General features: G+C 70.8%; 24 protein-coding genes and 1 tRNA gene. 10 read left to right on the top strand and 15 right to left on the bottom strand.

Annotation, left to right across the window (positions count from 1 at the left end):
• Positions 1–31: 31 nt before the first annotated feature.
• Together DDE18_RS00185 and DDE18_RS00180 are read left to right on the top strand one after the other, a co-directional pair.
• Positions 32–1,051: a glycoside hydrolase family protein gene (locus tag DDE18_RS00185; protein ID WP_116570234.1), complete on the top strand. Its 1,020-nt coding sequence runs from the start codon at positions 32–34 to the stop codon at positions 1,049–1,051.
• 49 nt (positions 1,052–1,100) lie between these two features.
• Positions 1,101–2,441 (top strand): NosD domain-containing protein, encoded by a 1,341-nt coding sequence (locus DDE18_RS00180; protein WP_116570233.1) that lies wholly within the window; start codon positions 1,101–1,103, stop codon positions 2,439–2,441.
• A gap of 38 nt (positions 2,442–2,479) precedes the next feature.
• Here the strand turns inward: DDE18_RS00180 and DDE18_RS00175 are convergent, their stop codons facing one another.
• Entirely contained in the window at positions 2,480–3,151 is a 672-nt protein-coding gene (locus DDE18_RS00175; RefSeq protein ID WP_281258335.1) for a response regulator, read from the bottom strand.
• Positions 3,151–4,203, bottom strand: a complete 1,053-nt coding sequence (locus tag DDE18_RS00170) for a sensor histidine kinase (RefSeq protein WP_165820962.1) — start codon at positions 4,201–4,203, stop codon at positions 3,151–3,153. Before DDE18_RS00170 ends, DDE18_RS00175 begins: the two co-directional genes overlap by 1 nt.
• Before the next feature lie 203 nt (positions 4,204–4,406).
• Between DDE18_RS00170 and DDE18_RS00165 the strand changes: the two genes are divergently transcribed.
• Positions 4,407–6,308, top strand: coding sequence for an APC family permease (locus DDE18_RS00165; RefSeq protein ID WP_425437536.1), 1,902 nt, complete (start codon positions 4,407–4,409; stop codon positions 6,306–6,308).
• Between the two features lie 6 nt (positions 6,309–6,314).
• Here the strand turns inward: DDE18_RS00165 and DDE18_RS00160 are convergent, their stop codons facing one another.
• Positions 6,315–8,375, bottom strand: coding sequence for a galactose oxidase family protein (locus tag DDE18_RS00160; protein WP_165820961.1), 2,061 nt, complete (start codon positions 8,373–8,375; stop codon positions 6,315–6,317).
• A gap of 289 nt (positions 8,376–8,664) precedes the next feature.
• On the opposite strand from DDE18_RS00160, the gene DDE18_RS22715 reads away from it, so the two are divergent.
• The 3 genes from DDE18_RS22715 to DDE18_RS00150 are packed head-to-tail and all read left to right on the top strand — an operon-like array spanning position 8,665 to position 10,750.
• Complete coding sequence (locus DDE18_RS22715; protein ID WP_165820960.1) at positions 8,665–9,702, top strand: hypothetical protein; 1,038 nt, start codon at positions 8,665–8,667, stop codon at positions 9,700–9,702.
• Positions 9,699–10,427, top strand: a complete 729-nt coding sequence (locus DDE18_RS22710; protein WP_165820959.1) for an SURF1 family protein — start codon at positions 9,699–9,701, stop codon at positions 10,425–10,427. Before DDE18_RS22715 ends, DDE18_RS22710 begins: the two co-directional genes overlap by 4 nt.
• On the top strand, positions 10,424–10,750 hold the full coding sequence (locus DDE18_RS00150) for a DUF3817 domain-containing protein (RefSeq protein ID WP_116570228.1): 327 nt from the start codon (positions 10,424–10,426) through the stop codon (positions 10,748–10,750). Before DDE18_RS22710 ends, DDE18_RS00150 begins: the two co-directional genes overlap by 4 nt.
• Before the next feature lie 26 nt (positions 10,751–10,776).
• Here DDE18_RS00150 and DDE18_RS22705 read toward each other — a convergent pair whose 3' ends face one another.
• The gene (locus DDE18_RS22705) at positions 10,777–11,481 is read right to left on the bottom strand and encodes a hypothetical protein (protein ID WP_165820958.1); all 705 of its coding nucleotides are present in this window, start codon (positions 11,479–11,481) and stop codon (positions 10,777–10,779) included.
• 176 nt (positions 11,482–11,657) lie between these two features.
• On the opposite strand from DDE18_RS22705, the gene DDE18_RS00135 reads away from it, so the two are divergent.
• Both DDE18_RS00135 and DDE18_RS00130 read left to right on the top strand, forming a co-directional pair.
• Positions 11,658–12,167, top strand: a complete 510-nt coding sequence (locus DDE18_RS00135) for a peptidylprolyl isomerase (protein WP_116570225.1) — start codon at positions 11,658–11,660, stop codon at positions 12,165–12,167.
• A gap of 10 nt (positions 12,168–12,177) precedes the next feature.
• A complete protein-coding gene (locus DDE18_RS00130) occupies positions 12,178–13,128 on the top strand; it encodes a rhomboid family intramembrane serine protease (RefSeq protein WP_116570224.1) in 951 nt (316 codons plus the stop codon).
• Between the two features lie 312 nt (positions 13,129–13,440).
• Here DDE18_RS00130 and DDE18_RS00125 read toward each other — a convergent pair whose 3' ends face one another.
• Both DDE18_RS00125 and DDE18_RS00120 read right to left on the bottom strand, forming a co-directional pair.
• Positions 13,441–13,782 carry a gamma-glutamylcyclotransferase family protein gene (locus DDE18_RS00125; protein WP_116570223.1) on the bottom strand — a complete coding sequence of 114 codons (342 nt, stop codon included), beginning with the start codon at positions 13,780–13,782 and terminating at the stop codon, positions 13,441–13,443.
• Positions 13,779–14,246: a cell division protein CrgA gene (locus DDE18_RS00120; protein ID WP_245916365.1), complete on the bottom strand. Its 468-nt coding sequence runs from the start codon at positions 14,244–14,246 to the stop codon at positions 13,779–13,781. Before DDE18_RS00120 ends, DDE18_RS00125 begins: the two co-directional genes overlap by 4 nt.
• 70 nt (positions 14,247–14,316) lie before the next feature.
• Between DDE18_RS00120 and DDE18_RS00115 the strand changes: the two genes are divergently transcribed.
• On the top strand, positions 14,317–15,105 hold the full coding sequence (locus DDE18_RS00115; RefSeq protein WP_245916364.1) for a DUF881 domain-containing protein: 789 nt from the start codon (positions 14,317–14,319) through the stop codon (positions 15,103–15,105).
• Between the two features lie 7 nt (positions 15,106–15,112).
• Here the strand turns inward: DDE18_RS00115 and pknB are convergent, their stop codons facing one another.
• Genes pknB through DDE18_RS00080 form a run of 7 tightly spaced genes read right to left on the bottom strand, consistent with a single transcriptional unit; the run spans position 15,113 to position 23,754 of the window.
• Complete coding sequence (gene pknB / locus DDE18_RS00110; protein WP_116570940.1) at positions 15,113–16,903, bottom strand: Stk1 family PASTA domain-containing Ser/Thr kinase; 1,791 nt, start codon at positions 16,901–16,903, stop codon at positions 15,113–15,115.
• A 21-nt stretch (positions 16,904–16,924) separates the two neighbouring features.
• The gene (locus DDE18_RS00105; RefSeq protein ID WP_116570220.1) at positions 16,925–18,469 is read right to left on the bottom strand and encodes a serine/threonine-protein kinase; all 1,545 of its coding nucleotides are present in this window, start codon (positions 18,467–18,469) and stop codon (positions 16,925–16,927) included.
• Entirely contained in the window at positions 18,466–19,926 is a 1,461-nt protein-coding gene (locus tag DDE18_RS00100; RefSeq protein WP_116570219.1) for a peptidoglycan D,D-transpeptidase FtsI family protein, read from the bottom strand. Before DDE18_RS00100 ends, DDE18_RS00105 begins: the two co-directional genes overlap by 4 nt.
• Positions 19,923–21,320: an FtsW/RodA/SpoVE family cell cycle protein gene (locus DDE18_RS00095; RefSeq protein ID WP_245916363.1), complete on the bottom strand. Its 1,398-nt coding sequence runs from the start codon at positions 21,318–21,320 to the stop codon at positions 19,923–19,925. The genes DDE18_RS00100 and DDE18_RS00095 overlap by 4 nt, the downstream gene beginning before the upstream one ends.
• Positions 21,317–22,576: a PP2C family protein-serine/threonine phosphatase gene (locus DDE18_RS00090; RefSeq protein ID WP_116570218.1), complete on the bottom strand. Its 1,260-nt coding sequence runs from the start codon at positions 22,574–22,576 to the stop codon at positions 21,317–21,319. The genes DDE18_RS00095 and DDE18_RS00090 overlap by 4 nt, the downstream gene beginning before the upstream one ends.
• Before the next feature lie 10 nt (positions 22,577–22,586).
• Complete coding sequence (locus tag DDE18_RS00085; protein WP_116570217.1) at positions 22,587–23,063, bottom strand: FHA domain-containing protein FhaB/FipA; 477 nt, start codon at positions 23,061–23,063, stop codon at positions 22,587–22,589.
• A complete protein-coding gene (locus DDE18_RS00080; protein ID WP_116570216.1) occupies positions 23,056–23,754 on the bottom strand; it encodes an FHA domain-containing protein in 699 nt (232 codons plus the stop codon). Before DDE18_RS00080 ends, DDE18_RS00085 begins: the two co-directional genes overlap by 8 nt.
• A 168-nt stretch (positions 23,755–23,922) precedes the next feature.
• On the opposite strand from DDE18_RS00080, the gene DDE18_RS00075 reads away from it, so the two are divergent.
• Positions 23,923–24,006 (top strand) — tRNA-Leu (locus DDE18_RS00075).
• Positions 24,007–24,678: 672 nt separating this feature from the next.
• Here the strand turns inward: DDE18_RS00075 and mmuM are convergent.
• Both mmuM and DDE18_RS00065 read right to left on the bottom strand, forming a co-directional pair.
• Entirely contained in the window at positions 24,679–25,584 is a 906-nt protein-coding gene (gene mmuM / locus DDE18_RS00070; protein ID WP_245916362.1) for a homocysteine S-methyltransferase, read from the bottom strand.
• A 198-nt stretch (positions 25,585–25,782) separates the two neighbouring features.
• A complete protein-coding gene (locus DDE18_RS00065; protein ID WP_116570937.1) occupies positions 25,783–26,016 on the bottom strand; it encodes a DUF3099 domain-containing protein in 234 nt (77 codons plus the stop codon).
• Positions 26,017–26,032: the final 16 nt, after the last annotated feature.

Raw genomic sequence — 26,032 nt, 5'->3', positions numbered from 1 at the left:
AACCGTTGCACTGAGAACGAAGGACACTACCTTGCTGAGACTCCCCGCCTCCTGGACCTGGGACTTCTGGCTGGCGAAGGACCAGGAGACCTACCACCTGTTCTTCCTCAAGGCCTCGCGTGCCCTGCACGACCCCGACCAACGCCATTGGCGAGCGACCATTGGACACGCCGTCAGCGACGACCTGCGCTCGTGGACGGAAGTGGCCGACGCGCTCGTGCCTTCGGACAGCCCAGCGCCAGACGACCTCGCCACCTGGACGGGCTCCGTGGTCCGGGACGACACCGGCCGCTGGTGGATGTTCTACACCGGCGTCGACCGGTTGGATCAAGGCCAGGTCCAGCGGATCCGCGCCGCCACCTCGACCGACCTGATGACCTGGCACAAGCACGCCGACCTCATCCTCGAGAGCGACCCCCGCTGGTACGAGAACCTCGCCGACGACAACTGGCAGGACGAGGCCTTCCGCGACCCGTGGGTCTTCCGCGAGACGCCCGACGGGCCGTGGCACATGCTGATCACCGCACGAGCCCGCACCGGCCCGAAGTACGACCGGGGGGTCGTGGGACACGCCACGTCGCCTGACCTCGAGCGCTGGGCGTTGCAGCCCCCGCTGAGTCAACCGGATGCCGGGTTCGGCCAGCTGGAGGTGCTCCAGATCGCGGAGGTCGACGGGCGGCGGGTGCTGTTGTTCTCATGCCTGCACACCGAGATGTCCCACGAGCGACGCACCGCAGGCCAGCTCGGCGGCGTCTGGTCCGTCCCGATTGACAGGGCAACGGGGCCATTCGACATCACCAAGGCCCGGCGCCTGACCACCGAGGCCGCCTACAGCGGGCGGGTCCTCCAGGACCCGTCGGGCCGGTGGGTGATGCTGGCGTTCCGCCACGTCGACGGCGACGGCTCGTTCGTGGGTGAGATCGCCGACCCCGTCCCGGTCGCCTGGAACGCGGACGGGACGGCACTTCGACTGGTCGATCCCCCCGCGGAGTGGGTCCCGGAGGAGCACGAGGTTGTGCTGGGTGCGACCCGCTACCCGACTGGCTCCTGAACGGGACTGCCGGGACTTGCTGCGAAACCCCAAACGTAAGAGGAAGAATATGTCAAGCAGCAACTATTACGACGTCACCACCTGGCCCGTGGGCAACCCGTCTCAGGACGTCGGTGAAGTAATCAACAGCATGATCGCTGACATCAAGTGTCGGCAGACCGTTGCCGACGCGAGCAACGGGGGAAAGCCAGGCGCGGTGATCTACATTCCCCCCGGGGATTACCGTCTCCGTACGCAGGTAGTGATCGACGTCAGCTTCCTCAGGATCCAGGGCTCCGGACACGGCTTCACGTCGTCGAGCATCCGCTTCAACGTTCCCGAAGAAGAATGGCCCGACTTACATGAGCTGTGGCCCGGAGGGAGCCGCATCCTGGTCGACCTTCCGCTCGAGGTAGACGAAGATGAGTCCAAGGGGGCTGCCTTTTACGTCGAGCGAAACGGGAGCCCGCGACTCAGCTCGGTCGAGTTCTCCGACTTCTGCATCGACGGATTGCACTTCAAGCCGGATGGCTCCGGGATGCATCCCGAGAACACGTACGTCAACGGCAAGACCGGTATCTATGTCGCCAGCTCCAATGACTCATTCCGCGTTACTGGCATGGGCTTCGTCTACCTGGAGAACGCCCTCACCATCTACCACGCAGACGCGCTTTCCGTTCATGACAATTTCATTGCTGAATGCGGAAGTTGCATAGAGCTCCGCGGGTGGGGACAGGCATCAAAGATCAGCGACAACCTGATCGGGGCAGGGTTCCGGGGCCACTCGATCTACGCCGAGAACCATGGCGGGCTCCTGATAACCGCGAACAACGTCTTCCCTCGAGGGGCGAGCAGCGTCCGACTCGACGGCGTCACGCGTTCAAGCGTCACCAACAACCGTTTGCATTCCTTCTACCCCGGGATGCTGATCCTCGGAGGGGGCAGTTCGGAGAACCTCGTGGCCACCAATCATTTCTTGCGTGACCACGAGCCTTGGACACCCTTCCTGGGAATCGACAACGGGCTGGATGACCTCAACGGGCTTCTCTGTGTCAGCGGCACCAACAACTCTGTCATCGGCAACCACTTCTCCCAGATCATCGACTCACAGAGCATCCAGCCGGCCGGTGCGACGCCTGTCATCATTCGGCTGAGGGCTGGCGCTGGCAACTTTGTCTCCAATAACCACGTGGTCGCGATGGACGTTCACCCCAAGTCAGGTGACTCCTGCTTCTCGGCTCAGGTGGACGCGCTGTTGACGACTGAGGCTTCGGTCAGACTCTCCGTTACGAGCGTCCTGGTCGACCCCGAATCATCTGGGAATACGATCCTTGATTCCGGAAGCGACACCCAAGTTGTCGCAGACAGAGCTGCTAACGCCTTCAGGCCTACTCCTACGGTCGGCTTCTAGGCGAACCCAGGTCTAGCAACCAACGAGTCCGTCGTCGCTCACGGGTCGAAGCGGTAGCCCATGCCGGGCTCGGTGCGGAAGTACGCCGGCCGCGAGGGATCCGGCTCGAGCTTGCTGCGGAGCTGCGCCATGTAGAGGCGCAGATTGCCTTGGGCGGTCTCGTAGCCGGGGCCCCACACCTCGAGGAGCAACTGGCGCTGGCTCATCAGCTTCCCGGGGTTGCGCGCGAGTACGGCGAGCAGGTGCCACTCCGTGGGAGTCAGTCGGATCTCCTCGCCACGCACCGTGACCCGCGTGGCGGCCAGGTCGACGACCACGTCGCCGAAGGCGATGAGTGGCTCGTCGTCCACGCTGCCTGCCCGACGCAGCATCGCCCGCAGGCGTGCGAGCAGCTCGTCCATGCCGAACGGTTTGGTGACGTAGTCGTCGGCGCCGGCATCGAGGGCATCGACCTTGTCCGTGCTGTCGGTCCGACCGGACAGGACCAGGATCGGAACGCTCGTCCATCCGCGGAGCCCAGCGATGACCTCGGCACCGTCGATGTCGGGCAGTCCGAGGTCGAGGACGACCAGGTCGGGAGGGTCCTCTGCCGCGGCACGGAGCGCACCCGCACCGTCCGATGCGGTGATCACGTCGTAGCCGCGCGCCGCGAGGTTTATCCGGAGCGCCCGGAGGATCCGGGGTTCGTCGTCTACCACGAGGACCCGGATCATGCCGGCCTCCCGGTGGGCAGGGTGACGACCATCGTCAGGCCACCGCCGGGGGTCTCCGTGGGCGTCACGGAGCCACCCATCGCCTCGACCAGTCCGCGGGCGAGCGCCAGCCCGAGGCCGAGGCCGGTCCCGGTGTCGCCGAGGCGTTGGAAGGGCTGGAAGACCTCCTCACGGGCCGCCTCGGGGATCCCGCGACCGCGGTCGATGACCCGCAGCCGCACCGTGTCGCCATCGAGGTCGACCCGGACCACCGGCGGTTCGCCGATCGGGGCGAAGCGCTGTGCGTTCGCAACGAGATTGGCGACCGCCCGCTCGAGCAGTCCGGCGTCCACGACGACGTCCGGGAGTCCTTCCTCCACCTCCAGCACGACGGCCCGTGGCTCGACACCGAGATTGTCCAGCGCGCGGGCGAGCACGTCCTCGACCGCCGTCGGACGGGGATGGACTGGCAGCGCGCCAGCCTGCAGACGACTCATGTCGAGCAGGTTGTCGACGAGGCCCGCGAGCCGGTCGAGCGCGCCGTCGGCGGCTTCGAGCAGCTCGCGCCGGTCGCGTTCGTCGAGGGTGATGTCCTCGGCCCGCAAGCCCGAGACCACGGCCTTCGCGGCTGCGAGCGGTGAGCGCAGGTCGTGGCCGACCGCGGTGAGGATCGCCGCACGGAGCCGGTCCGCGGCCTCGATCTCTGCGGCCGCCGCCGCCGCGGCCGCCCGACGCTCGGCCACGTCGACGAGCCAGCTCACCATCACGCCCACCAGGACGAACGCACAGAGCGCGACGACGTTGTCGGGGTCGCTGATCGTGAGCCTGTGGTAGGGACGGGTGAAGAAGAAGTTGAGCACGCCAGCCGACACCGCGGACGCGACGAGGGCGGGCCCGAGGCCCCCGACCAGCGAGGCGGCCACGACGAGCACCAGGTAGACCGCGACGTCACCGGCGAGGTTGACCGTGCCTCGGAGCGGGACGAGGGCGGGCAGCAGCGCGACGGGCCCGGCGACCGCGACGCCGTAGCCCCAGGCCCGACGGCGCGCGCTGAGGTTTCCCGACCGCATGTCGGTCATTGTGCCGGGAACCGCTCGCCACCGAGGAGCAGCGCACACGCCCCCAGCCAAGCGGGCGACCGTCGCGTCCAGCGTCGCGCTGACAAGATCCTCACAACCGCCCACCGATCCCTGACGATCCCCTCACGAGGTGTGACCCAGGTCGCGTTAGGGAGTCGTTAGGTCCACCGGAATGACCACGATCCAGGGCTTTCATGGCCTGCGTGACTCTCGCATTGGACATCGTGGAGGAGGCACCCGCCGACCTTCCGCCCTCCGATCAGCCGCAGCCGTGGTGGCGGGTCATGTGCCTGACCGGCGTCGACTACTTCTCGACCCTCGGCTACCAGCCTGGCATCGCCTTCCTCGCCGCTGGCCTGCTCAGTCCGCTCGCGACGCTGATCCTGGTCCTGCTCACCCTTTTCGGAGCGCTGCCGGTCTATCGCCGGGTGGCGGCCGAGAGCCCGCACGGACAGGGCTCGATCGCGATGCTCGAGCGGCTGCTGCCGTTCTGGCGGGGCAAGCTCTTCGTGCTCGGTCTGATCGGCTTCGCCCTGACCGACTTCATCATCACGATCACGCTGTCCGCCGCTGACGCGAGCGTGCACATCGTGGAGAACCCGCACGTACCCGCGGCGCTGCACGGACAGGAGCTGTGGATCACCCTAGGCCTGATCGCGCTGCTGGGAGCCGTGTTCCTGAAGGGGTTTCGTGAGGCGATCGGCGTCGCCGTGGTGCTGGTGGTGCTCTACCTGGCCTTGAACGCCGTGGTCATCGTCGTGGCCGCGGCCCACGTCCTCGAGGACGGCCACCTGGTGACGGACTGGAGCAGTGCCCTCACCGCCGAGCACGGCAACATCGCGCTGATGATCGCGGTCTCGCTCACCCTGTTCCCCAAGCTGGCCCTGGGGATGTCCGGGTTCGAGACCGGAGTTGCCGTGATGAGCCACGTCGAGGGCGACCCCGGTGACGACGCGGAGCGGCCTGCGGGAAGGATCCGCAACACGAAGCGCCTGCTCACGGTCGCCGCCTGCATCATGAGCTGCTACCTGATCGCGTCCAGCCTGGTGACCACCCTGCTGATCCCGGCGCACGAGTTCGAGGACGGTGGCAGCGCCAACGGGCGCGCGCTGGCGTACCTGGCACATCTCTACCTCGGCGAGGGCTTCGGCACGTTGTACGACGTCTCGACGATCCTGATCCTGTGGTTCGCCGGCGCTTCGGCCATGGCGGGCATGCTGAACCTGATCCCCCGCTACCTGCCGCGCTACGGCATGTCACCGGAGTGGGCGGGCGCCGTCCGACCGCTGGTCGTCGTCCTCACCCTGACCGCGTTCCTCATCACCTGGATCTTCGACGCCGACGTTGACGCGCAGGGCGGCGCGTACGCCACGGGCGTCCTGGTGCTGATGACGTCGGCTGCCGTCGCGGTGACGCTCGCCGCTCGTCGGGCCGGGCAGCGCAAGCTGACGGTCGCGTTCGGGCTGATCTGCCTGGTCTTCGTCTACACGACTGCCGACAACGTCCTCGAGCGTCCGGACGGCGCGAAGATCGGTGCCTGCTTCATCGCCGCGATCATCACCGTCTCCCTGCTGTCCAGGATCTCGCGCGCGCTCGAGCTGCGCGCCATCGAGATCTCCTACGACGCACGTGCGGAGTCATTCCTGCGGGACTGCGCACGCCGCACGATCCGGCTCGTTGCCAACGCGCCTGACGCACGGGACGAGGCCGAGTACGAGGAGAAGATCGCCCAGCTCGTCGACGACCACGACCTCCCCGACTCCGGCGACATCATCTTCGTCGAGGTCACCGTCCCGGACTACTCCGACTTCGAGAGCAGCATCCAGGTGCGCGGCGTGTCCCTGCACGGGCGGTATCGCGTGCTCACCGTCGAGGCGTCTTCGATCCCCAACGCGCTGGCCGCACTCGTCCTCGACATCCGGGACCGGACCGGTGTTCGGCCGCACATCTACTTCGAGTGGACCGAGGGCAACCCCTTGATGCACGTGCTGCGGTTCCTGCTGTTCGGCGTCGGTGACGTCGCACCGGTCACCCGTGAGGTCATCAGACGTGCCGAGTCGAACCGGGCCAGCCGGCCCCATGTCCACGTGGGCTGACCGCTGTCAGGGGATCCGCAGCCACGCGCCGACGCTCGGGGTGCCGTACTGGTCGAGCGCGAACAGGAGCCACGGGCCGGGGACGGTCGTGCCGCGGTCAGCCGGGATCGTCACCTGGTAGGCGTTCTGCCCGGCCGGGGCCGAGCTCAGCGCCACGCGGCGCTGGTCGGAGTTGATCGAATGCGTCGACGTCCCCACCCGGACCAGCGCGAACGACGCGACCGGCCTGTCCGTGGTGACGGTGAGGGTGGCACCCGCTGAGACCTGGGCGGGGACGCCTCCCGTCATGGCGGGCCGGGTGCGGAGAGTGCCGTCGGACTTGAGCAGGTATGGCGGAGTGAGGATCTCGACATCGGGGTGGTTGGTCTCGCAGCCCCAGCACAACCCGCCGCCACCTGCCATCACGCGGCCGTCGGCGAGCAGCAGCGAGAACGAGTGGTACGTACGCGGGATGGCCTCGGTGGCCAGCTCGGTGAACAGCCCGGTCACTGGGTCCCACAGCTCGGCCACCCTGACCCCTTCGGTGTCCGTGAACTGCCACGCGCGCCGCTGACCCCCGGTGACCACGACCGAGCCGTCGGGCAGCACGACGCTGTTGGCGTAGGTCCGCGGCTCCGACATGTCCCCGACCCGGCGTACACCGACCGGCTGGCCGAACCCGGCGGAGATGTCAACCGTGTAGGCCCGCGGCGTGGCCCATCGCGCGGAGTCGTCGTGGTTCTCCACGTAGTTGGGGGCACCCCCGACGGCGAGGATCTTGCCGGCGTCGTACATCACGGCGTTGCCGTTCATCATCACCGGCGCGTCTGCCCGATGGCCTGCAAGGGTCGTCGTGCCCTCACCCGAGGTGCCGAACCAGTTCATCTGGGTGCTGGGGCCGGCGTGGAAGACCCCACCGCCCGACGTCGAGAAGAGCCAGGCGTGGTTGTCCTGGCGCGACCAGCCTTGCCAGTCTGGGGTCAGGATGGAATCGGCCGTTGTCCCTGGGAGGCGGCGCCAGGAGGTCCCGGCAGCGGCCATCACCTCGCCGTCCTTGTCGGTCTCGCCGCCGCTCCACGAGCCTCCGAGGGCGAAGACCCGCCCGTCGGAGAGGGTCACCGACGTGTGGTAGCCCCGCGGGATCGCCATCTGGGGCCCGGTGCTGAACGTGTCGGTCCGGGGGTCGTAGACCGTGGTGTTGGAACCGCCGGAACCGCCGGTGATCACGACCCGGCCGTCGGCCAGGATCGAGAGGCCCGTGCAGAACATCTCGTGGCCCGTCTCGGCGACCTCACGCCTGCCGGCGTGGACACCCTTGCCGACGTCGAGGATCGAGACCTGGGTCTTGCCGCCGTTGGTGGTGTCGGTCGTGAATCCGTCCGCGGCCACGCCCGAGAACGTCAGCACCTTGTCGTTCGGCAGCAGAATGGCCGACGCGGGAACGATCGGCAGCCCGATCGGGGCACTCCACTGCCCCGGGTGGAAGCCCGGCGGTGGCTCGGAGGACGGTGGAGGTGGCGGCGGGGGGAGCGCGGACGGTGGAGGTGGCGGTGGGGGCGGCGGGGGCGGTGGGGGCGGTGGGGGCGGTGGCTCGACCGGCGGCATCCCGAGGAGCTCGATCTCGGCCGCGCTCACCACCCGGTTGCCGCCACTGGGCCTGGCACTGAGCCGGACGCGGGCGGCCGGGACGGGAGCGAACGTGGCCGTCTTGGTGCGCGAGGTGTTCGCCCAGCGGCCGTGGGTGACCCGTTGCCACGTCCGCCCCTCGAAGCTGACGTGGATGGCGTAGCGCTCGATCCGCCCGAGAGGCCTGCGCCCTGGGGTGTAGCGCAGCGCCGAGACCATGGCCGGGCCGTGCAGATCGATCGTGAGCCGGTGCAGGCGGAGGATGGTGGCGCGACTCGCACCCGGAAGCGGCTCGGCCGGGCGCCACGCCGTGCTCCGGCGGTCGTCGAGCACCTTCATCGCCCTCTTCCTCGCCTCGGCGCGAGCGCGCCGCCCCGGCCGGCCCGGCGGCGACATGGCGGTCCAGTCCGATCGGTCGAGGGTCGGCGCGACGGGTGCGTACGCCGCTGCCGGCACGGCCACCATCGGCATGGAACCGTGCGCTTGCCGATGGTGCCCGTGGAGCGATCCCTGCCCGGGCGCATCGAGGGTGGCTCCGTGCGGCTCCGTGACGGCGCCTGCGATTGCCAGGGCCACGGCGAGACCTGCCGGCCACACGGCCCAGCGTCTGAGCGCACCCCACATCACGGCCCCTTGGCTTGTGTGGTTTGAACGCTAGGCGAGGCACTGCATCACAGGCATGCCCCATTTGCGGGAGGATCGAGCGGCCCTCCCGCGGGCGTTCGGCCACGCGTGGGGGAGACTTCCCTCTGTGTCCAGGCTGCCCACGCTCACCCGGCTCGCCTCGGCGGCGGTGCTGCTGGGTGCTGCTGCCTGCGGCGGCGAGCCCGAGCTCCGGCCCGCCCCGGTCGTCCCGACGCCGGAGCCCACCATCGCGGCGTACGACGCGAAGACGGCGCAGCCCGCCGCGGAAGCCGCCCTCTCCCTCGTCCCGGCGGACGCCGCCGTCGTGACCGTGACCGACTTCGACGAGTCGCGTGCGCAGCTGGGCGTGCCGGACCTGACCAGTGACGACCTGATGACCGACCGCAGCGCCTACTGGGAGCAGGCGCCCCGCACGACGGTGCTGCTGGCCGGCGGGATGCTCCGGGAGGACAGCTCCGAGCTCTGGCTCGACCACGGCTTCACCCAGGACGACGTGGACTGGGAGGCGCGGTTCACCACGCCGGAGGGCGCGGGCTGGATCCTCGGCTTCCGGCCCGACCTGGACATGGCGCGGGTGGCGGGCGCCGTGAAGGCGGGGGTCGCCGGGCTGGGCGGCGCCGAGGTCGACCGGAAGCGCCACCTCGTCTCCGTGGGGATGGCCGAGGCGGGCGAGGACACCTGGGGCGAGCGGCCGGGGATCTCCGAGCTGGTGCCCGACGCCGCCGCGGAGTCGGCGTACTACCGCGCCGGCTGCGTGCCGCTCGGCGACGTCCTCGGGCCGGATGCCGGCGTCGAGGACCAGGACGCCGTGCTGGCCGCGCACGACGTGGCGCACTTCGGCGGCCTCGAGGCGTTCTCGATCTCCTTCGTGGACGGCAAGGCGACGGCCCGGCTGGGACTGGACCGCACCGACGTTTTCGCGCGGGCGGCGCTGGTGAAGTCCATGTCCTCGACGACTGGCCCGATGAGCGGCTCGATCGGCTGGGCCGACGGCTTCACCCGGCAGGTGTCCGACCCCTCGACCGGGCGGATCGGTTGGGACGTCGCCGACCCGGCCGCCGCCGCCACTCTCGTGCTCACCGACGTGCTGCCGTTCGCGGTGTGCCCCGAGGTGACGCCGATGGAGGAGCCGACGGGCCTGTGACGTCCTTGCTGAGGCGGCTGGTCGCCGCGACGCTCGTCGCGCTCGTGCTCGTCGGCGCCGCCGGCGCCCTGGGCTGGTGGCAGCTCGAGGCGTGGCAGGCGCGGCGGGCGGCCGAGGCGCGCGACCTCACCAGCGCCGAGCCGGTGCCGTTGACGTCGGTGATGGGCGCCGACGACCCGTTCCCGGGCGGGGACGTCGGCCGGCCGGTGACGGTCTCCGGCACCTGGCTGCCCGAGGGCTCCTTCCTGGTGCCACGCTCCGACGCGGGCCGGGACGGCTACTGGGCTGTGACGCCGCTGGCGCTCGGGGCCGCGGACGCGGCGGTGCTCGTGGTGCGCGGCTGGGCCCCGACGACCGAGGTGCCGGCGCCGTCCGGGGCCGGCGAGGTGACCGGCTGGCTGCAGCCGCCGGAGGGCAGCGGTACGGCGGTCGACGAAGACCCGTCTGACGACGTGCTGCCCGAGCTCCGCGTCGCCGACGCCGTGCAGCGCGTCGACACGGACCTCTACTCGGCGTACGTCGTTGCCGACGCCGCTGGCACCGGGCTGGAGCCGGCGTCGCTCGCCTCGCTGCCGGAGGCCGGCCGGTTCACGGCGCTGCGCAACCTGCTCTACGCCATCGAGTGGTGGGTCTTCGGGGGCTTCGCCGCCTTCATCTGGTGGCGCTGGGTGCGGGACACCCGCGCCGAGGCGGCCGCCGACGCCGTGACAGACTCGCCGGCGTGAAGCTCTTCCCCGCCTACCGGATCCTGGCGCTCGTGGTCGGTGTCCTGCTCGTCGTGGGCAGCATCGGCTCGCTGATGAAGTACCTGCTCGCCGAGGGCAGCACCCTGCAGCAGCTCGGCGAGTCGCTGAGCATCATCTGGCTGATCCACGGGTGGGTCTACATCGCCTACGTCGTCGTCGCTTTCCTGCTCGCGCGGCGGGCCAACTGGTCGATGCAGTTCATGGGCCTGATGCTGCTCGCCGGCCTCGTGCCGCTGCTCATCTTCTGGGTCGAGGCCAGGGTCGCCGGCCGGCTGCGGGTGGAGCACCCCGAGCTCGTCTGAGCAGTCGACGGCCAGCCCGCACGGGGTCAGGGCCGCGGGGCGCCCGGGTCGGTGACGTCGACGCTCTCGGCCGGGTCGTCGGGCGTGGTCGCACGGTGCGGGTGCTCGGCGGCGTCACTGAGCGCCTCGCCGGGCTCGGCGCCGCCGATGTCGTCGCTCACGGTCTCCCCACCGTAGGTGCCCCCCGAGGGCGGGAGCGGGTCGGTCAGCGGGTCCTCGAGCGCGTCCGTGCCGCCGGGCGCGGTCCCGGTAACCGCGGCGCCGGGCGCGGTCGAGGGAGTCGAGGAGCCGGCGGACGACGGCGGTGGGGTCGGGGTGTAGGACGACTGCCAGGAGTTGCTGTGCTGCTGGCCGCGGAGCTTGGCGTACACCGCGCCGCCGATCGCCAGCAGGCCACCGAGGAGGAGCAACTTCTTCAGCTTGCCGCCGCTGGGCTCGGGCTCGCCCCCCTTGATCTCCGCGACCTTCGCGGCTGCGAGGTCGCGGCCGGCCGCGGCCTTCTCGGCGGCCAGGGCGGCGCCGGTCGACGCGAGTGCAGCGCCGGTGGCGGCCTTGTCGGCGGCCTTCGCCTTGCCCTCGGCGAGGATCGGGGCGGCCTTGTCGCGGGCGTCAGCGATGGCCGGACCGGCCTTCTCGATCGCCGACTCGATTGCGGCCTCGAGCTGGGGGATGACCGACTCGACGTAGTCCTGAGCCCGGTCCATGAACGTCTGCTTCCGGCGGATGTGCATGCGTGCCTCCTGGTCGCCACTGATGTCGCCTGGTCCCACCATCCCACCATGGGTACCCAACCGGGGCCAGCCCGACGCCCGGCGGCATCAACTCCTGCGGAGGGGCCGGCGTCTGCACACATGGGGTCGTGGCAGGATCGACGCGACACGCACGACGTACGCGAGAGAGGCACACCATGGCTGAGCCGAAGGCCACCCTGAAGACCAACCGGGGCGACATCGTCATCAATCTCTTCCCCAACCACGCGCCCGAGACGGTCGACAACTTCGTCGGTCTCGCCGAGGGCACCAAGTCCTACGACGCCGGCGACGGCAGGACCGGCCCGTTCTACGACGGCCTGGGCTTCCACCGCGTGATCGACGGGTTCATGATCCAGGGCGGCTGCCCGCAGGGCACCGGCACCGGCGGCCCGGGCTACACCTTCAAGGACGAGATCCACCCCGAGCTCGTCTTCGACAAGCCCTACCTGCTCGCGATGGCCAACGCCGGCCCGGGGACCAACGGCTCGCAGTTCTTCATCACGGTGGCGCCGACGCCGTGGCTGAACCGCAAGCACACGATCTTCGGCGAGGTGGCCGACCAGGCCTCGCGCGACGTCGTCGACGCCATCGCCACGACCCGCACCGGCCAGATGGACCGCCCGGTCGACCCGGTCGTCATCGAGTCGGTCACGATCGAGCGCTGACCTCACGCACATGACGGTGCCCCCCTCCCAGCACGGCCCCTCCGCGGGAGGGGAGCCGCCCGCCGGCGTGCCGACCTGCTACCGGCACGCCGGCCGGGAGACCTGGATCCGGTGTCAGCGCTGCGAACGCCCGATCTGCCCCGACTGCATGCGCGACGCGGCCGTCGGCTTCCAGTGCCCCAGCTGCGTCGCGGAGGGCGCGAAGTCCACGCGGCAGGGACGCGCGGCGTACGGCGGGGCGCGCAGCGCCAATCCCGCGCTCACCTCGCTCGTCCTGATCGGCATCAACCTCGCGGTGTGGCTGGGGGTGCTGACGAGTGGCTGGCGAAACAGCCGGCTGATCGAGCTGCTCGGGCTCCGGGCCGACGGGGCGTGCGCGCCGGGTGACGGCTACGTCTACGACCTGCCCGAGGGGACGTGCGTGGCCGAGGGCGCCGTGTGGCTGCCCGGGGTCGTCGACGGCGCCTGGTGGCAGCTGGTGTCCAGCGCCTTCCTGCACGTCGAGCTCTGGCACATCGCCGGCAACATGCTGGCCCTCTACATGCTCGGCCCGCAGCTCGAGGCGGTGCTCGGCCGGGTGCGGTTCCTCGCGCTCTACCTGATCGCCGGGCTCGCCGGGTCGGTCGCGGCCTTCTGGCTCGCGTCGCCGCTGCAGCTCACCCTCGGCGCCTCGGGCGCGATCTACGGGCTCTTCGGCGCCCTGCTGGTGCTCGTGATCAAGGTGGGCGCCGACCTCCGCCCGATGCTCGGGCTGCTCGCCGTGAACCTCTTCATCACCTTCGCCGTGCCCAACATCTCCTGGCAGGGCCACCTCGGCGGCTTCCTCGCCGGCCTCGCGGTGACGGCCATCCTGGTCTACGCGCCGCGCGCCCGGCGGTCCCAGCTGCAGCTGCTCGGCGTCGGCGGGCTGGGCGCCGCGCTGCTCGTGCTCACCGCGGTCCGCGCCGCCGCGCTGACGTGACGGCTGTCCTCGGCTGGGCTGTCCCGCCTGAGTTGTCCCCAGCTTGTGGACTCACCTGTGGAGAACTACACGTGTGTAACTCTCCACAGGTTCCTCCCCAACCTGTGGAGGACGGACCGGGTGATCTACCCACTTTTGGGCATGACCGAACCGTCTCGACGGCGAAGACTGGACGGTCGATTTCTGCCTCGGCGCGTTCATCCCGCCCGCGAGTCGATGGGGGTCGCGGACGCGCTCGGTCTTGCCCCGGCTCAGCGGGGGCAAGACCGAGCGGTGCTGGGAGTCGCCTGCGCTCGGCGCCGTGCGCGCCTGTCAGCCGTCGGGGAGCTCGCGCAGGACGTAGAGCTGGGCCTCGACGACGTCCCCGCCCTGGCGCGTGACCGAGGTGAGCACCCGCGCGTAGCCGGGACCCTCGAACTCGTCGAGCCGATCCCAGAGCTCGCGCAGCCGCTCGGAGCTGAAGAGGTAGCCCGCGACCTCGGGGGCGCGGTCGTCGAGGACGAGGGCGGGGTAGCCGATCGCGGCGCCCCAGCCGTGGGGCAGCAGCCGGCCCCGGACCGTCGCCGGCTCCCACTCGCCGGACACCTCCGCGAGGATGTGGTGGTTGGGGCGACCCGGGGCGAGGGTGCCGTAGACGAAGAGGCGCTCGGTCACTCCCAGCGCGTGGCGAAGGTGAAGCCGACGGCCATGAAGGCGATGCCGACGACGAGGTTCCACTGGCCCAGGTCGTTGAGGACCCACAGGGCGGAGAGGTCGTCGGAGAAGACGTAGAACGTGCAGATCCACAGCAGGCCGGCCAGGAAGCAGCCGAGCATGCCGATCACGACGCCGCGGCCGCGGCCGAAGGGCGTCGAGGGGTGCGCCGAGAGCGCCAGGCCCACCATGAACGCGCCGAAGCCGATGGCGTAGTTCCACAGGCCGAGGTCGGCGATCGCCTTCGGCTTGCCCTCGACGGGCGGGAAGGCGGTGGGGTCGGGGCGAACGAACGTGTAGTACCAGGCGATCCAGCCGATGCCGGCGACGATGAGCAGGAGGGCCACCAGGAAGCGGATGGACCAGGTCTTGGGGCCGGGGCCGGCGCCCACCGAGCTGGACACGGACGAGCTGGACTTGGACACAGGGGTTCTCCCTCTTCGCGGATCGTCGGCGGCAGCTAGCAGTCGCCACCGGGGGGCTAGCGTAGTCGTCGTGGCACGCGGCAGGGCACTCGCATGGCGGATCGGCACCCCGGTGGTGGTGCTGGCCAGTGGCGCGCTCTTCGCGGTGAGTGCCGAGCACAGCGAGGGCACCGACCTGCGCGGCGGCCGCTACGGCGACCTCGCGTCTGTCGTGCGGGAGGAGCGTGAGGAGACCGAGGAGCTCACCTGGCAGGTCGCCCAGCTCGACGCTGAGGTCGAGCAGCTGAGCGCCGAGCTGGGCGGCCGCGACGTCAACCGCTACCAGGAGGAGATCGAGGTCCTGGAGGACCGAGCCGGCATGGTGCCGAAGACCGGCCCTGCGGTGCAGGTGACGCTGACCGACGCCACGGCGGAGGAGGCGGCGGCCGCCAAGGCGCTGGCCGATACCGACCCGGACGACGACCTGGAGTACGACCCGAACCTCTACGTCGTGCACCAGCAGGACATCCAGGCCGTGGTCAACGCGATGTGGCGTGCCGGCGCCACCGCGGTCACGCTGCAGGGCCAGCGACTGATCTCGACCACCGGCATCAAGTGCGACGGCACCTCGGTCAGCCTGCACGGCGTGCCCTACTCCCCGCCGTACGTCATCGTCGGCATCGGCGACCAGGGGGAGCTCCTGTCCTCGATCGAGGGCGACCGCTACCTCGACATCTACCGCGAGGACGCAGCCGACCCGACGGGCGGCGTCGGCTGGGACGTGCAGGTGCTGGCCGAGGCCACGGCTCCGGCGTACGACGGCCTGCTCGACCTTCGCTACGCCGCCCCGCTCGAGGAGCCCGGCCGGCAGCAGGGCTGAGGCAGGCTCAGCGCCGGCGCTGGACCGGCGTCGTCGGCGTCTCCGTCGGCGGCACCGTCTCGGTGGGCGTCGGCGTCTCCGTCGGCAGCGGCGTCTCCGTCGGGGTCGGCGTCGGTGTCTCGGTGGGAGGCTCGTAGACGGAGACGAAGATGATCACCGTGGCGCCGGAGTCGGCCGTGCTGCCGCCCTCCGGGTTCTGCCGGACGACCGTGCCCCGCGGCTCGGTCGAGGCCAGGTCGGGAGCGACCTCCACCGCGAAGCCGCGCCTCTCCAGCGCCCGGATCGCGAACTGCTCCTTCTTGCCCACGACCGAGGGCACGGTCTCGGGCCCGTCGGAGACGAAGACCTCGACCGTGGCACCCTCTGCGACACTCTGGCCCGCCGCCGGGTCGGTGCGCAGCACCTCGTCCGCCGGCTCGTCGGACTCCTCCCGGGTGACCTGGACCCGCAGCTCGAGCGCCTCGAGCTGCTGCCGGGCCACGTCGACCGGCTGCCCGGCGACGACGGGGATCTCCACCTGCTGTCGACCGGTCGACACCACGAAATCGACCGCCGTGTCCGGCGCGACGTAGATGTCCCGGTTGGGGTCCTGCTCGATCACCTGGTCGACCGGCACGGTGTCCGACGGCTCGCGGCGGACGTTGCCGACCGTGAGCTCCGCGTCGGCGATCGCGAGCCGCGCGTCGGCCTCGGTGAGGCCGATCAGGTTGGGGACGGGGACCTCCTCGGGCTCCTGCTCGAACATCCTCGGCAGGAGGTACGCCGCGAGCGCGATGCCGCCGATGAGCAGCAGCGCGAGCAGGACGACCAGGCCGGTGCGGCCGCCCCGCGACTCGGGCTCGTCCGGGGTCGGCGCGAGGCTGGGCGCGGCCGCCATGGTGGTGGTGCGCTCGGAGGCGTCCTCGTCGGGGGGCACCACAGGCGCCGTGCCGGCCTGGATGGGGTGGCCCGCGAGGTAGCGCTCGATGTCGGCGCGCATCGCGGCGGCACTCTGGTAGCGGTCCTCGACCCGCTTGGCCAGGGCGCGCAGCACGATCGCGTCGATCTCGGGGTCGAGCTGGTCGTCGAAGTCCGACGGCGGGACGGGCTGCTCGCGGACGTGCTGGTAGGCCACGGCGACGGGCGAGTCACCGACGAAGGGCGGGCGGCCGGTGAGCAGCTCGAAGAGCAGGCAGCCGGTGGAGTAGACGTCGGAGCGGGAGTCGACGGTCTCGCCGCGCGCCTGCTCGGGGGAGAGGTACTGCGCGGTCCCGACCACGGCGGCCGTCTGGGTCATCGTCGACGAGGCGTCGGAGACGGCCCGGGCGATGCCGAAGTCCATCACCTTCACGTCGCCCGTCGGCGTGAGCATGACGTTGGCGGGCTTGATGTCGCGGTGGATGATCCCTGCGCGGTGGCTGTAGTCGAGCGCCGAGAGCACGCCGCTGGTGATCTCCAGGGCGCGCTCGGGAAGGATCTTGCGGCCCTCGCGGAGGATGTCGCGCAGGGTACGCCCGGTGACGCACTCCATCACGATGTAGGGCTGCGCGACGTCGGACCCGTCGGTGGCCATCTCCTCGCCGGTGTCGTAGACCGACACGATGGCGGGGTGGTTCAGCGAGGCCGACGACTGCGCCTCCCGGCGGAACCGGGCCTGGAACGTCGCGTCGCTGGCGAGGTCGGTGCGCAGCCGCTTGACCGCGACCGTCCGGCCGAGCCGGGTGTCCACGCCCTTGCGCACCTCGGCCATGCCGCCGCGGCCCAGCAGCTCGCCGAGCTGGTAGCGCCCGCCGATGATGGTCGGCTCGGACTGGCTCATCATCGCCCTCTCACTCGTCACTCACTCGTCGTTGCCCTGGCCCTGGTCCTGGCCGTTGCCCTGGCCCTCGTTGCCCGAGCTGCCGTCGCCCTCGCCCTCCCCCTCGGACCCCTCGCCGGAGCTGTCGTCGGGCGCTTTGCCGTAGTAGGTGACCGTCACGGTGGAGCCCACCTCGACCTGTCCCGTCGGCTCCACCGACGCCACGAGGCCCTCGCCCTGGTCGCCCGGGTTCTCGATCTCCACCTCGTCGACCAGGAGGCCGAGCTCCTCGAGCTCCTTCTCCACGTCCTTGTGGTCGCGGCCGACGTAGGCGTCCGGGTCGACGTCGACCGTCGCCGGCTCCTCCGTGGTGGGAGACGGGGACTCCGGGGTCTCGGTCGCCGTCTCGGTCGGCGTCTCGGTCGGCGACTGTGACTGCGTCGGCTGCTGCGGCGTGTTGTCGTCGCCCGGGTCGTCCCGGCCGGCGATGACGCCCTGCCAGACGGCGAAGGCGATCAACAGCAGCAGGGCGATCCCGACCCACGGTAGCCAGGCCATGGGAGTGCGCCGTGACGGTGGTCTCGACTCCGCTCGACCGACCGACTCCGCTCGACCGACCGACTCCGTTCGACCGACCGACTCCGCTCGATCGGCCGGCTCCGCTCGGGTGACGGGCGCGGCGGGGAGCACGGTGGTGGGTCTCGACTCCGTTGGACCAGACGACTCCAGTCCTCCAGCCGCCACGGCGGCGGGCTGGCGCAGCGCAGCCGCGAAGGCCGACCCGTCGGCGTACCGCTCCCCCGGCGCCTTCGACAGGGCCCGCTGGACCACCGCCGCCAGGTCGGCGGGCACACTGGCGGGAAGGTCGGGGACCGGCTGGCGCACGTGTGCGATGGCGGTGGCGATCGGCGTCTCGGCCGAGAAGGGCGGCCGGCCGGCGAGGCACTCGAAGGCCACGACGCCGAGCGAATAGACGTCGGAGGCCGGCGTGGCGCGGTGGCCCTCGGCCTGCTCGGGGGAGATGTACTGCGGCGTGCCCATCACCTGGCCGGTCTCGGTGAGCGCCATCCCCTCGGCGGCGCGGGCGATCCCGAAGTCGGTGACCTTGACCCGGCGGTCGGGCGTGACGATCAGGTTGGCCGGCTTGACGTCGCGGTGCACCAGGCCACGCGCGTGGGCGACGCCGAGAGCCTCGGCCGCCTGCGCGAGCAGGTCACGCACCGCGGTGGCGTCCATGGGCGCCGACGGCCGGAGCAGCACCGACAGCGGCTGGCCGTCGACGAGCTCCATCACGAGGTAGGGGACCGGGGTGGTGGAGCCGGCCACGGGGGAGGCCTCGCCGAAGTCGAAGACGGCCGCGACGCCCGGGTGGTGCAGCGAGGCGGCGTGCCGGGCCTCGGTCTCGAAGCGGGTGCGGAAGCGCGAGTCGTCGGCATACTCCGCCTTGAGCAGCTTCACCGCGACGTCTCGGTGCAGCACCGTGTCGGTGGCCCGCCAGACCTCGCCCATGCCACCGGTGGCGATCCGCGAGACCAGCTCGTAGCGCTGCGCGTCGTCGACGAAGACGCCGGGCGCGAGGGGGGTCACGGGGTGATCACCGCCTCCATCACGGCCTTCGCGATCGGGCCGCCGAGCGTGCCGCCGGCGATCTCGTCGCGCGCCGTCTCGCTCGCCTCCACCATCACCGCCACGGCGACCCGCGGGTCGTCGGCCGGGGCGAAGGAGACGAACCAGGCGTACGGCGGGCGGTCCGGCGTCGACTGGGCCGTGCCTGTCTTGCCGGCGACCTGGTAGCCGGGGATCTGCGCGGGCGTCGCCGTGCCGCTCTCCACGGTCGCGACCAGCATGTCGGTGAGCTCGTCGGCGGTCGCCCGCGAGACGGCCTGCGAGAGCTCCTCGGGCTGGCTCTGGTCGAGCACGTCGAGGTTGGGGGCGCGCACCTCGTCGACGAGATAGGGGCGCATCACGGTGCCGCCGTTGGCGATGCCCGCGGCGACCATCGCCATCTGCAGCGGGGTCGCGGTCACCGACGCCTGGCCGATGCCCGACATCGCGGTCTGCGGCGGGTCCATCGTCGGCGGGTAGAGCGACCGGGCCTGGCCGCCGAGGTCCTCCAGCGCCGTGCTGTTGAAGCCGAACGCCTCGGCCTGCGCGGTCATCTTCTCGATGCCCAGCTCGTTGGCCAGGGTCAGGAACGTGACGTTGCAGGAGACCTGCATCGCCTGGGTCAGGGTGATCCGGTTGCCGCCGCAGTTGCCGCCGTCGTGGTTGCCGATCCGCGACGTCGACTGCGGCAGCTGGAAGGACGAGCCGCCGGGCACCATCGAGCTGGCGTCGTAGTTGCCCGACTCGATCGCCGCCGCGGCGGTGACCAGCTTGAACGTCGAGCCGGGCGGCAGCGTCGTGCCGATCCCGCGGTTGATGAGCGGGTCGGCCAAGTCCGCCTCCAGCTGCTCGTAGGCCTTGGTGACGGCGGAGAAGTCGTGGGAGGCCAGCACGTTCGGGTCGTACGTCGGGTTGGAGACCATCGCGAGCACGCGACCCGTCGTCGGCTCCAGGGCCACCACGGCGCCACGGGCGTCACCCGGCAGCGCCTGCAGGCCGTCCCAGGCCGCCTGCTGCGCCTCGGGGTCGAGGGTCAGCTCGACGTTGCCGCCCTTGGGCTCGGCGTTGCTGAGCATGTCGACGAGCCGGGTCACGAAGAGGCGCGAGTCGTCGCCGGAGAGCACGTCGTTCTGCGAGCGCTCGATGCCGGACTGGCTGTAGTAGGAGAAGAAGCCGGTGATCGGGGCGTACATGAACGGCTTGGGATAGCGGCGCTGGAAGTCGTACTCGTCGTCCGAGGGCACGCTGCGCGCCACCGGCTCCTTGCCGACCAGGATCGCCCCGCGCTCGCGGGAGAACGCGGCGGTGATCACCCGGCGGTTCTTGGCGTCGGCGTTGAGGTCGCCGGCGTCGACGTACATCAGGTAGGTCGCGTTGCCCAGCAGTGCGAGGAACAGCAGCAGGCAGAAGACGGCGATCGTGCGGATCGGCTTGTTCACAGGACTCGCACCACCTGGGTGGTCTCGCTGTCGGGCTCGGGCTCCTCGAGCCGGGGCACCGGCCGGCGGGCCTGCTCGGAGATGCGCAGCAGCAGGGCCACGACGACCCAGTTGGCCACCAGCGAGGAGCCGCCGTAGGAGAGGAACGGGGTGGTCAGGCCGGTCAGCGGGATCAGGCCGGTGACGCCGCCGATGACGACGAAGACCTGCAGCGCGAAGATGCTGCCCAGGCCGACGGCGAGCAGCTTGCCGAAGCCGTCGCGGGAGATCAGCGCGATGCGCAGGGCGCGCTCGACGATCAGGCCGTAGCAGACGATGACGGCCATCACCGCGGTCAGGCCGAGCTCCTCGCCGATGGCGGAGAGGATGAAGTCGGACTCGGCGTACGGCACCCGGTCGGGCATCCCGTTGCCGAAGCCGCGGCCGATCAGCCCGCCCCACGCCATCCCGAACATCGACTCCACCAGCTGGCCGCTGCCCGGGCTCTGGTCGTAGTAGGCCATCGGGTCGAGCCAGAAGTTGAAGCGGTTGCGCACGTTGCCGACGGCGAAGTACGCCGCGGTCGCGCCGCCCGCGAACAGCAGCCCCCCGACCACCAGCCAGCCGGGGCGCTCGGTCGCGACGTAGAGCATCGCCAGGAAGAGGCAGAAGAACAGCAGCGAGGAGCCCAGGTCGTTCTGGAAGACCAGCACCATCATGGCGATGGCGAACATCGCCAGGATCGGGCCGAGGTCGCGTCCCCGCGGCAGGTCGACGAACAGGACCCGCGTGCCGGCGAGGGCGAGCGCGTCACGGTGGAGCACGAGGTAGCCGGCGAACGCGATCACCAGCAGCACCTTGGCGACCTCGCCGGGCTGGAAGCTGAAGCCGGCGAAGGAGATCCAGATGTTGGCGCCGTTGATCTCGCGGCCGAGGAACGGCAGGAACGGCAGGAGCAGCAGCACAACCGCGGCGAGCCCCGAGGTGTAGGTGAACCGCTGCAGCGTCCGGTGGTCGCGCAGGAAGAACAGCGTGCCGATGAAGAGCACCACCCCGAGCGTCATCCAGATCAGCTGCTGCTGGGCGAAGTCGTGGTTGTCGCGGCCCTTGGCCTCGTAGGCCAGGTCGAGCCGGTGGATCACCGCAAGGCCGAGGCCGTTGAGGGCCGCGACGAGCGGGAGGAGCACGGGGTCGGCGTACGGCGCCGTGAGCCGCACCGCGATGTGGGCCGCCACCACCAGGGCGGTGAGCCAACCGCCGTACGCCGCGATGTCGGCGGGAATGGTGCCCTCGACCCCGAGGCCCACGGCGGCATAGGCGCCGATGCCGACGACGAGGGCGAGGAGCAGTAGGAACAGCTCCGCGCCCCGACGCCGTCGGTGCACGAAGTCCATCAGGGAGCCGGTCTGGGTCACTGCGTCGTCTCTTGGAGAGCTGCGTAGTTGTCGACCGTGGCGCGCGCGTCGTCGAGGTCGGTGGCCTCGATGCCCTCGGTGACCTGCTCGGCGTAGATCTCGCTGAGGTTGTCGACGGCGACGTCGGTGGTCTCGTAGGGGTGCGAGAGCGGGATGCCCGGGATCTCCGCGTTGACACCGCGGAAGATGGCCACCTGGCCGTCGTGGACGCCGACGTAGAACTGCTGCTGGCTCCAGGTCCAGGCCGCGGCGAGCGCCACCCAGGCCAGGCCACCGAGCAGGGCGAGCACCATCACCCGCTTGAGCCGCGGGTGTCGGCCGGGGGGACGCGGCGCGTAGCGGGCGGTCTCCGGGTCGATCGGGTCGGCCGGGATGGCGTGCACGTCGGCAGGGATGTCGTCGGGGATCGGCTCCATCTCGCCGGTGTCGCCCGAGCGGTGGCCGCGGAACAGCCCGCCCACCCCGCCGGAGAGCGGCATCCGGCGGGGCAGCTCGGCCGCGGCGCCGACCAGGAGCGGCTGCAGCGACGGATCGGGCTCGGTGTCGACGACCTCGGCCACCACGCAGGTCACGTTGTCGGTGCTGCCGGCCTCGAGGCTCGCGCGCACCAGCTCGACCGCGGCGTAGTCGGGAGTGCCGGTGCCGAGGATGTCGGCGATGCGCAGGTCGTCGAGGAAGCCCGAGGCGCCGTCACTGCACACCAGCACCCGGTCGCCCAGCCGGGCGGGCACCTCGAAGAGGTCGGGCTCCTCGTGCCGGACACCGTCGAGCGCCTTGAGGATCAGGTTGCGGTGCGGGTGGGTGCGCGACTGCTCCTCGCTGATGCGCCCCTCGTCGATGAGGCTCTGCACGAAGGTGTGGTCGTGGGTGAGCTGGCGCAGCTCGCCGTCGCGGAGGAGGTAGGCGCGGCTGTCGCCGAGGTGGCCGAAGGCGAACTTCGTGCCGTCGAAGAGCGCGACCGTCGCGGTGGTGCTGGTGCCGCTGATCGACGGATCCTCGTCGACCAGCTCGCCGATCCGGTCGTCGGCGCGGTGGATCGCTCCGGCGACCTGGCCGAGCACGTCGTCGCTGGGCTGGGTGTCGAGGCGGCGGAGCTGCTGGACCGCCGTACTGGAGGCGAGGTCGCCCCGCGCCGCACCGCCCACGCCGTCGCAGACGGTCAGCAGCCAGGGGCCCGCGTAGCCCGAGTCCTGGTTGTCCCGGCGCACTCGCCCGACGTCGCTGATCGCGGCGTACTGCAGACGGAGCTCGGTCATGTCCGGGTGCCTACTTCCGCAGCTCGAGGACGGTCTTGCCGATGCGCACCTGCACGCCGAGGCCGATCGTGGTCGGCTGGGTGATCCGCACGGACCCGATGTAGGTGCCGTTGGTGGAGCCGAGGTCCTCCACGAACCACTCCTCGCCGCTGGCGGCGACTCGGGCGTGTCGCGTGGAGACGTAGTCGTCGTCGAGCTTGATCGCGGCGTCGGCACCGCGACCGATGATGAGGGGCGCGTCGGCCAGCTCGGCGCGGGCGCCGGAGTTCTCCCCCTCCACCACGATCAGGTGGGTCGGGGACCCGCGGCGCCGGCTGGGCGACTTGCCCTTGCCGCGGGCCGCGGGCTTGGGGGCCGCGCCCCGCGCGGTCTCGGGCACCCGGGCGCCGAACATGTCGGACCGGATCACCGAGATCGCCGAGAGGACGAAGATCCACAGGATCGCGAGGTAGGCGAAGCGGATCAGGAAGAGCGTCAGCTCAGACATCGCCACCTCGTTCGAGCCGGACGGTCATCTCGGTGTGGCCGATCTTCACGGTCGAGCCGTCCCTGAGCCTCGCTCGGGTGGTCTTGGCGCCATCGACGGCCATCCCGTTGGTCGAGCCCAGGTCGACGACGTGCACGGTCTCGCCCTCCACGGTGAACTCCACGTGGCGGCGGCTCACGCCGGGGTCGTTGATGCGCAGGTCGGCCTCCGTGCCGCGGCCCACCACCAGGCCCGGCGGGCGCAGCGGGTGGCGGGTCCCGTTGACCTCGAGGAACGCGGACGCCGCCCGCGCCCTGGTGCGCTGGTCGTTGTCCGTGACCTGCGCCAGCGCGCGGCTGCGGATCCGGAACCGGCCGGTGGTCAGGTCGTCGGCCGCCTCCAGCGCGATGGACACCGGGCCCGGGAAGACGTAGCCCTGCTGCTCGGCGTGGTCCTGCAGCTGGTCGGCGAGGTCCTTCTGGAGTGCCGAGTCGTAGTCGCGCAGCCGCTCGAGGTCGACGTCGGACAGCTCGACGTGGAAGTCGTTGGGGACCAGCCGCCGGTCCCGGCTGAGGATCTGCGCGTTGTTGTCGCACTCGCGCTGCAGGGCGGCCGCGATCTCGACCGGCTGCACCGCGCTGCGGAAGGCTCGTGCGAACACGCCGCTGATCAGCTGCTCGAGCCTGTGCTCGAAGCGTTGAAGCCCGTTCACGCGCACCTCCTCGTCGACTGGTCCGCCCCGGTGGTCCCGCCCGATCGTACTGTCAGCGGGGGCATCGAGGTTTCGCCGGTTGAGCAGCGGGCGGAGCGAGCGTGTCGAGACTCGAGGCAGTGATTGGGAAGTCGCCGACGTCGTGGGATAACGTTGCCCACGCTTCACGCGCGAGTGGCGGAATAGGCAGACGCGCACGGTTCAGGTCCGTGTGTCCGAAAGGACGTGGGGGTTCAACTCCCCCCTCGCGCACGTGAGTGACTGGCCCCGGGTCCTCGGATCCGGGGCTTCGTCCATTCCGGCCGAACGCTGTGTCGCCGGGGGCTTGGAGTGCCTCACGATGTTCGGTTGGCGCCGTTGCTGCGGCGTGGCCCTCCTGGTGTGGTTGTGGGCTCGTTCCAGTCACCTAAGTCGAAGTGCTGGCATTGGGCGATCACTCCACGGCAACTTTCTGGACAGATGACGGCGATCTCCGAATCGACGTGCACCCTCAGGGGTGCACGCGCGTTGGCCCGCGGGACGGCGCTGGGAGGGACAGGGCCTCGGCTCCGTCGATCACCTCGGGCACGTCGTCGCGAGTTGCGCACGTGGCCCCGATGACAACGGTTGCCGGCTCAGCTCAGGAACACGCCGAGCGGTGCTCGTCGACGGGTGTGGCGAGCCGCCGCACTCGCAGCGGTTGGACGCACCGCGTGGGCGAAATCGGGCGGTGATGTTGTCTGGCGAGACCTAGCCCCACGCTTTGAGCGTGGAGCTGCACACTGCCCATGTTGGCCTGCAGCCGCTTCCCCTGCAGTGTGTGCGAAAGCGGGGGAGAGGGGAGCCCGGTTCAACGGGGCAACCGAGCACGGCCACGCCGGACCGACGCCCCTCTACGGCTTGACAGTCATAGGCGGCGCTGTGACGCGCCGACTCTTGATGCCATCAGCGTAGGAGCGTCGTCGCCAGTCGCGCGATGTCCGCGGGTCCGACCCGGCAACAGCCGCCGATCAGACGTGCCCCCGCTTCCACCCAGGTGGTAGCGAGCGCGGGGTCGAACGCTCCCTGCCCCGCCCAGGAGTGCGACCGGGCGTCCCACGCCTCGCCGCGGTTGGGATAGGCGACACCTGGCTTCCCGGTGACCGAGACCGCCGTCTCGACGGCGGTGAGGACGTCGGCGGGCGCGGAGCAGTTGACCCCGGCGGCGACGACCGCCGTACTCCCGGCGAGGACCTCGTACGCCGCGAGCAGCGGCTGCCCCGCGCGCGTCTCGCCGCCGCTGACGGAGTAGGAGAACCAAGCCGGCACGCCGAGCGCGTCCAGCAGCGGCACCAGGACCTCGGCTTCGTCGAGGTCTGGGATGGTCTCGACCGCCAGTAGGTCCGGAGCCGCCGAGGCGAGGAGCTCGAGCCGCGGCGCGTGGAAGTCGCGGAGGGTGGCCGCGGAGACGCCGTACCTGCCGCGGTACTCAGAGCCGTCCGCCAGCGCGGCACCGTAGGGCCCGACCGAGGCTGCGACCAGCAGCTCCCGACCGGTCGACGCGGCGACCGCTTCCGCCGCCTCCCGGGCACGGTGGACGCTGCTCCGGATCAGTCCGGCCGCGGCCTCATCGGAGAGACCGGCGCGGATCAGGCCGGGCATGCTGGCCTGGTAGCTCGCCGTCGTCGCGACGTCGGCGCCCGCCTCGAAGTACGCGCGGTGCACAGCGACGATCTCAGCGGGGTCATCACGGAGCAGCCGCGCGGTCCACAGGTCGTCGGAGAGATCGTGACCTCGGTCCTCCAGGGCGTTGGACATCCCGCCGTCGAGGATCACAACTCTGCGCTTGAGGACCTCGGCGAACAGCGGCACGGTTCAAGTGTGCAGCCCGTGGTCCGTGGACTGACCGGAGACCGCGCCGAAAGGCGGCGGAACGGGGCACCTTGGTGGCGAGCGGATCGCGCTAGGTCCGGATGCCGCAACGCACGTCGCAGCGCGTCTAGTTCCGAGGCGCCGGCCGAGTCGCCTCTCGGTCGGCACCCCGGCGCATGACGACCGCCACGCTCGTCGTCAGCGGTCCTCGCCCCAGTTGGCAATGACCACGGCGATCGGTGGAAGCACAGCAGCGACGACTGACATGACCACGGCTGCCGTCGTCGACCACAACCGGACCAGGTTCCAGGCCAGCAGGATCAGCACCAGGCAAACGCCCATCAGGGCGAAGTACCACCGCTGACGCCGGCGCAGCCGCTCGCTCTGCGGCCAGCGCACCCCGCTGGCTGTGACGTGCTGGTGTCGTCTCATCGCCTCCACCATCCCA

The sequence above is a fragment of the Nocardioides gansuensis genome (assembly GCF_003076135.1).
In the GTDB taxonomy this organism is placed as follows: domain Bacteria; phylum Actinomycetota; class Actinomycetes; order Propionibacteriales; family Nocardioidaceae; genus Nocardioides; species Nocardioides gansuensis.
The sequence above is the reverse complement of the archived record's forward strand: the minus strand, read 5'-3'. Positions and strand labels throughout refer to the sequence as shown.

Coding starts and splice junctions, on each gene's coding strand:
- DDE18_RS00170 (WP_165820962.1), bottom strand. CDS start 4,203: ATGCGGTCGGGAAACCTCAGCGCGCGCCGTCGGGCCTGGGGCTACGGC.
- pknB (WP_116570940.1), bottom strand. CDS start 16,903: ATGAGCCAGTCCGAGCCGACCATCATCGGCGGGCGCTACCAGCTCGGC.
- DDE18_RS00180 (WP_116570233.1), top strand. CDS start 1,101: ATGTCAAGCAGCAACTATTACGACGTCACCACCTGGCCCGTGGGCAAC.
- DDE18_RS00130 (WP_116570224.1), top strand. CDS start 12,178: ATGACGGTGCCCCCCTCCCAGCACGGCCCCTCCGCGGGAGGGGAGCCG.
- DDE18_RS00090 (WP_116570218.1), bottom strand. CDS start 22,576: ATGACCGAGCTCCGTCTGCAGTACGCCGCGATCAGCGACGTCGGGCGA.
- DDE18_RS00085 (WP_116570217.1), bottom strand. CDS start 23,063: ATGTCTGAGCTGACGCTCTTCCTGATCCGCTTCGCCTACCTCGCGATC.
- DDE18_RS22705 (WP_165820958.1), bottom strand. CDS start 11,481: ATGCACATCCGCCGGAAGCAGACGTTCATGGACCGGGCTCAGGACTAC.
- DDE18_RS00065 (WP_116570937.1), bottom strand. CDS start 26,016: ATGAGACGACACCAGCACGTCACAGCCAGCGGGGTGCGCTGGCCGCAG.
- DDE18_RS00135 (WP_116570225.1), top strand. CDS start 11,658: ATGGCTGAGCCGAAGGCCACCCTGAAGACCAACCGGGGCGACATCGTC.
- DDE18_RS00165 (WP_425437536.1), top strand. CDS start 4,407: ATGGCCTGCGTGACTCTCGCATTGGACATCGTGGAGGAGGCACCCGCC.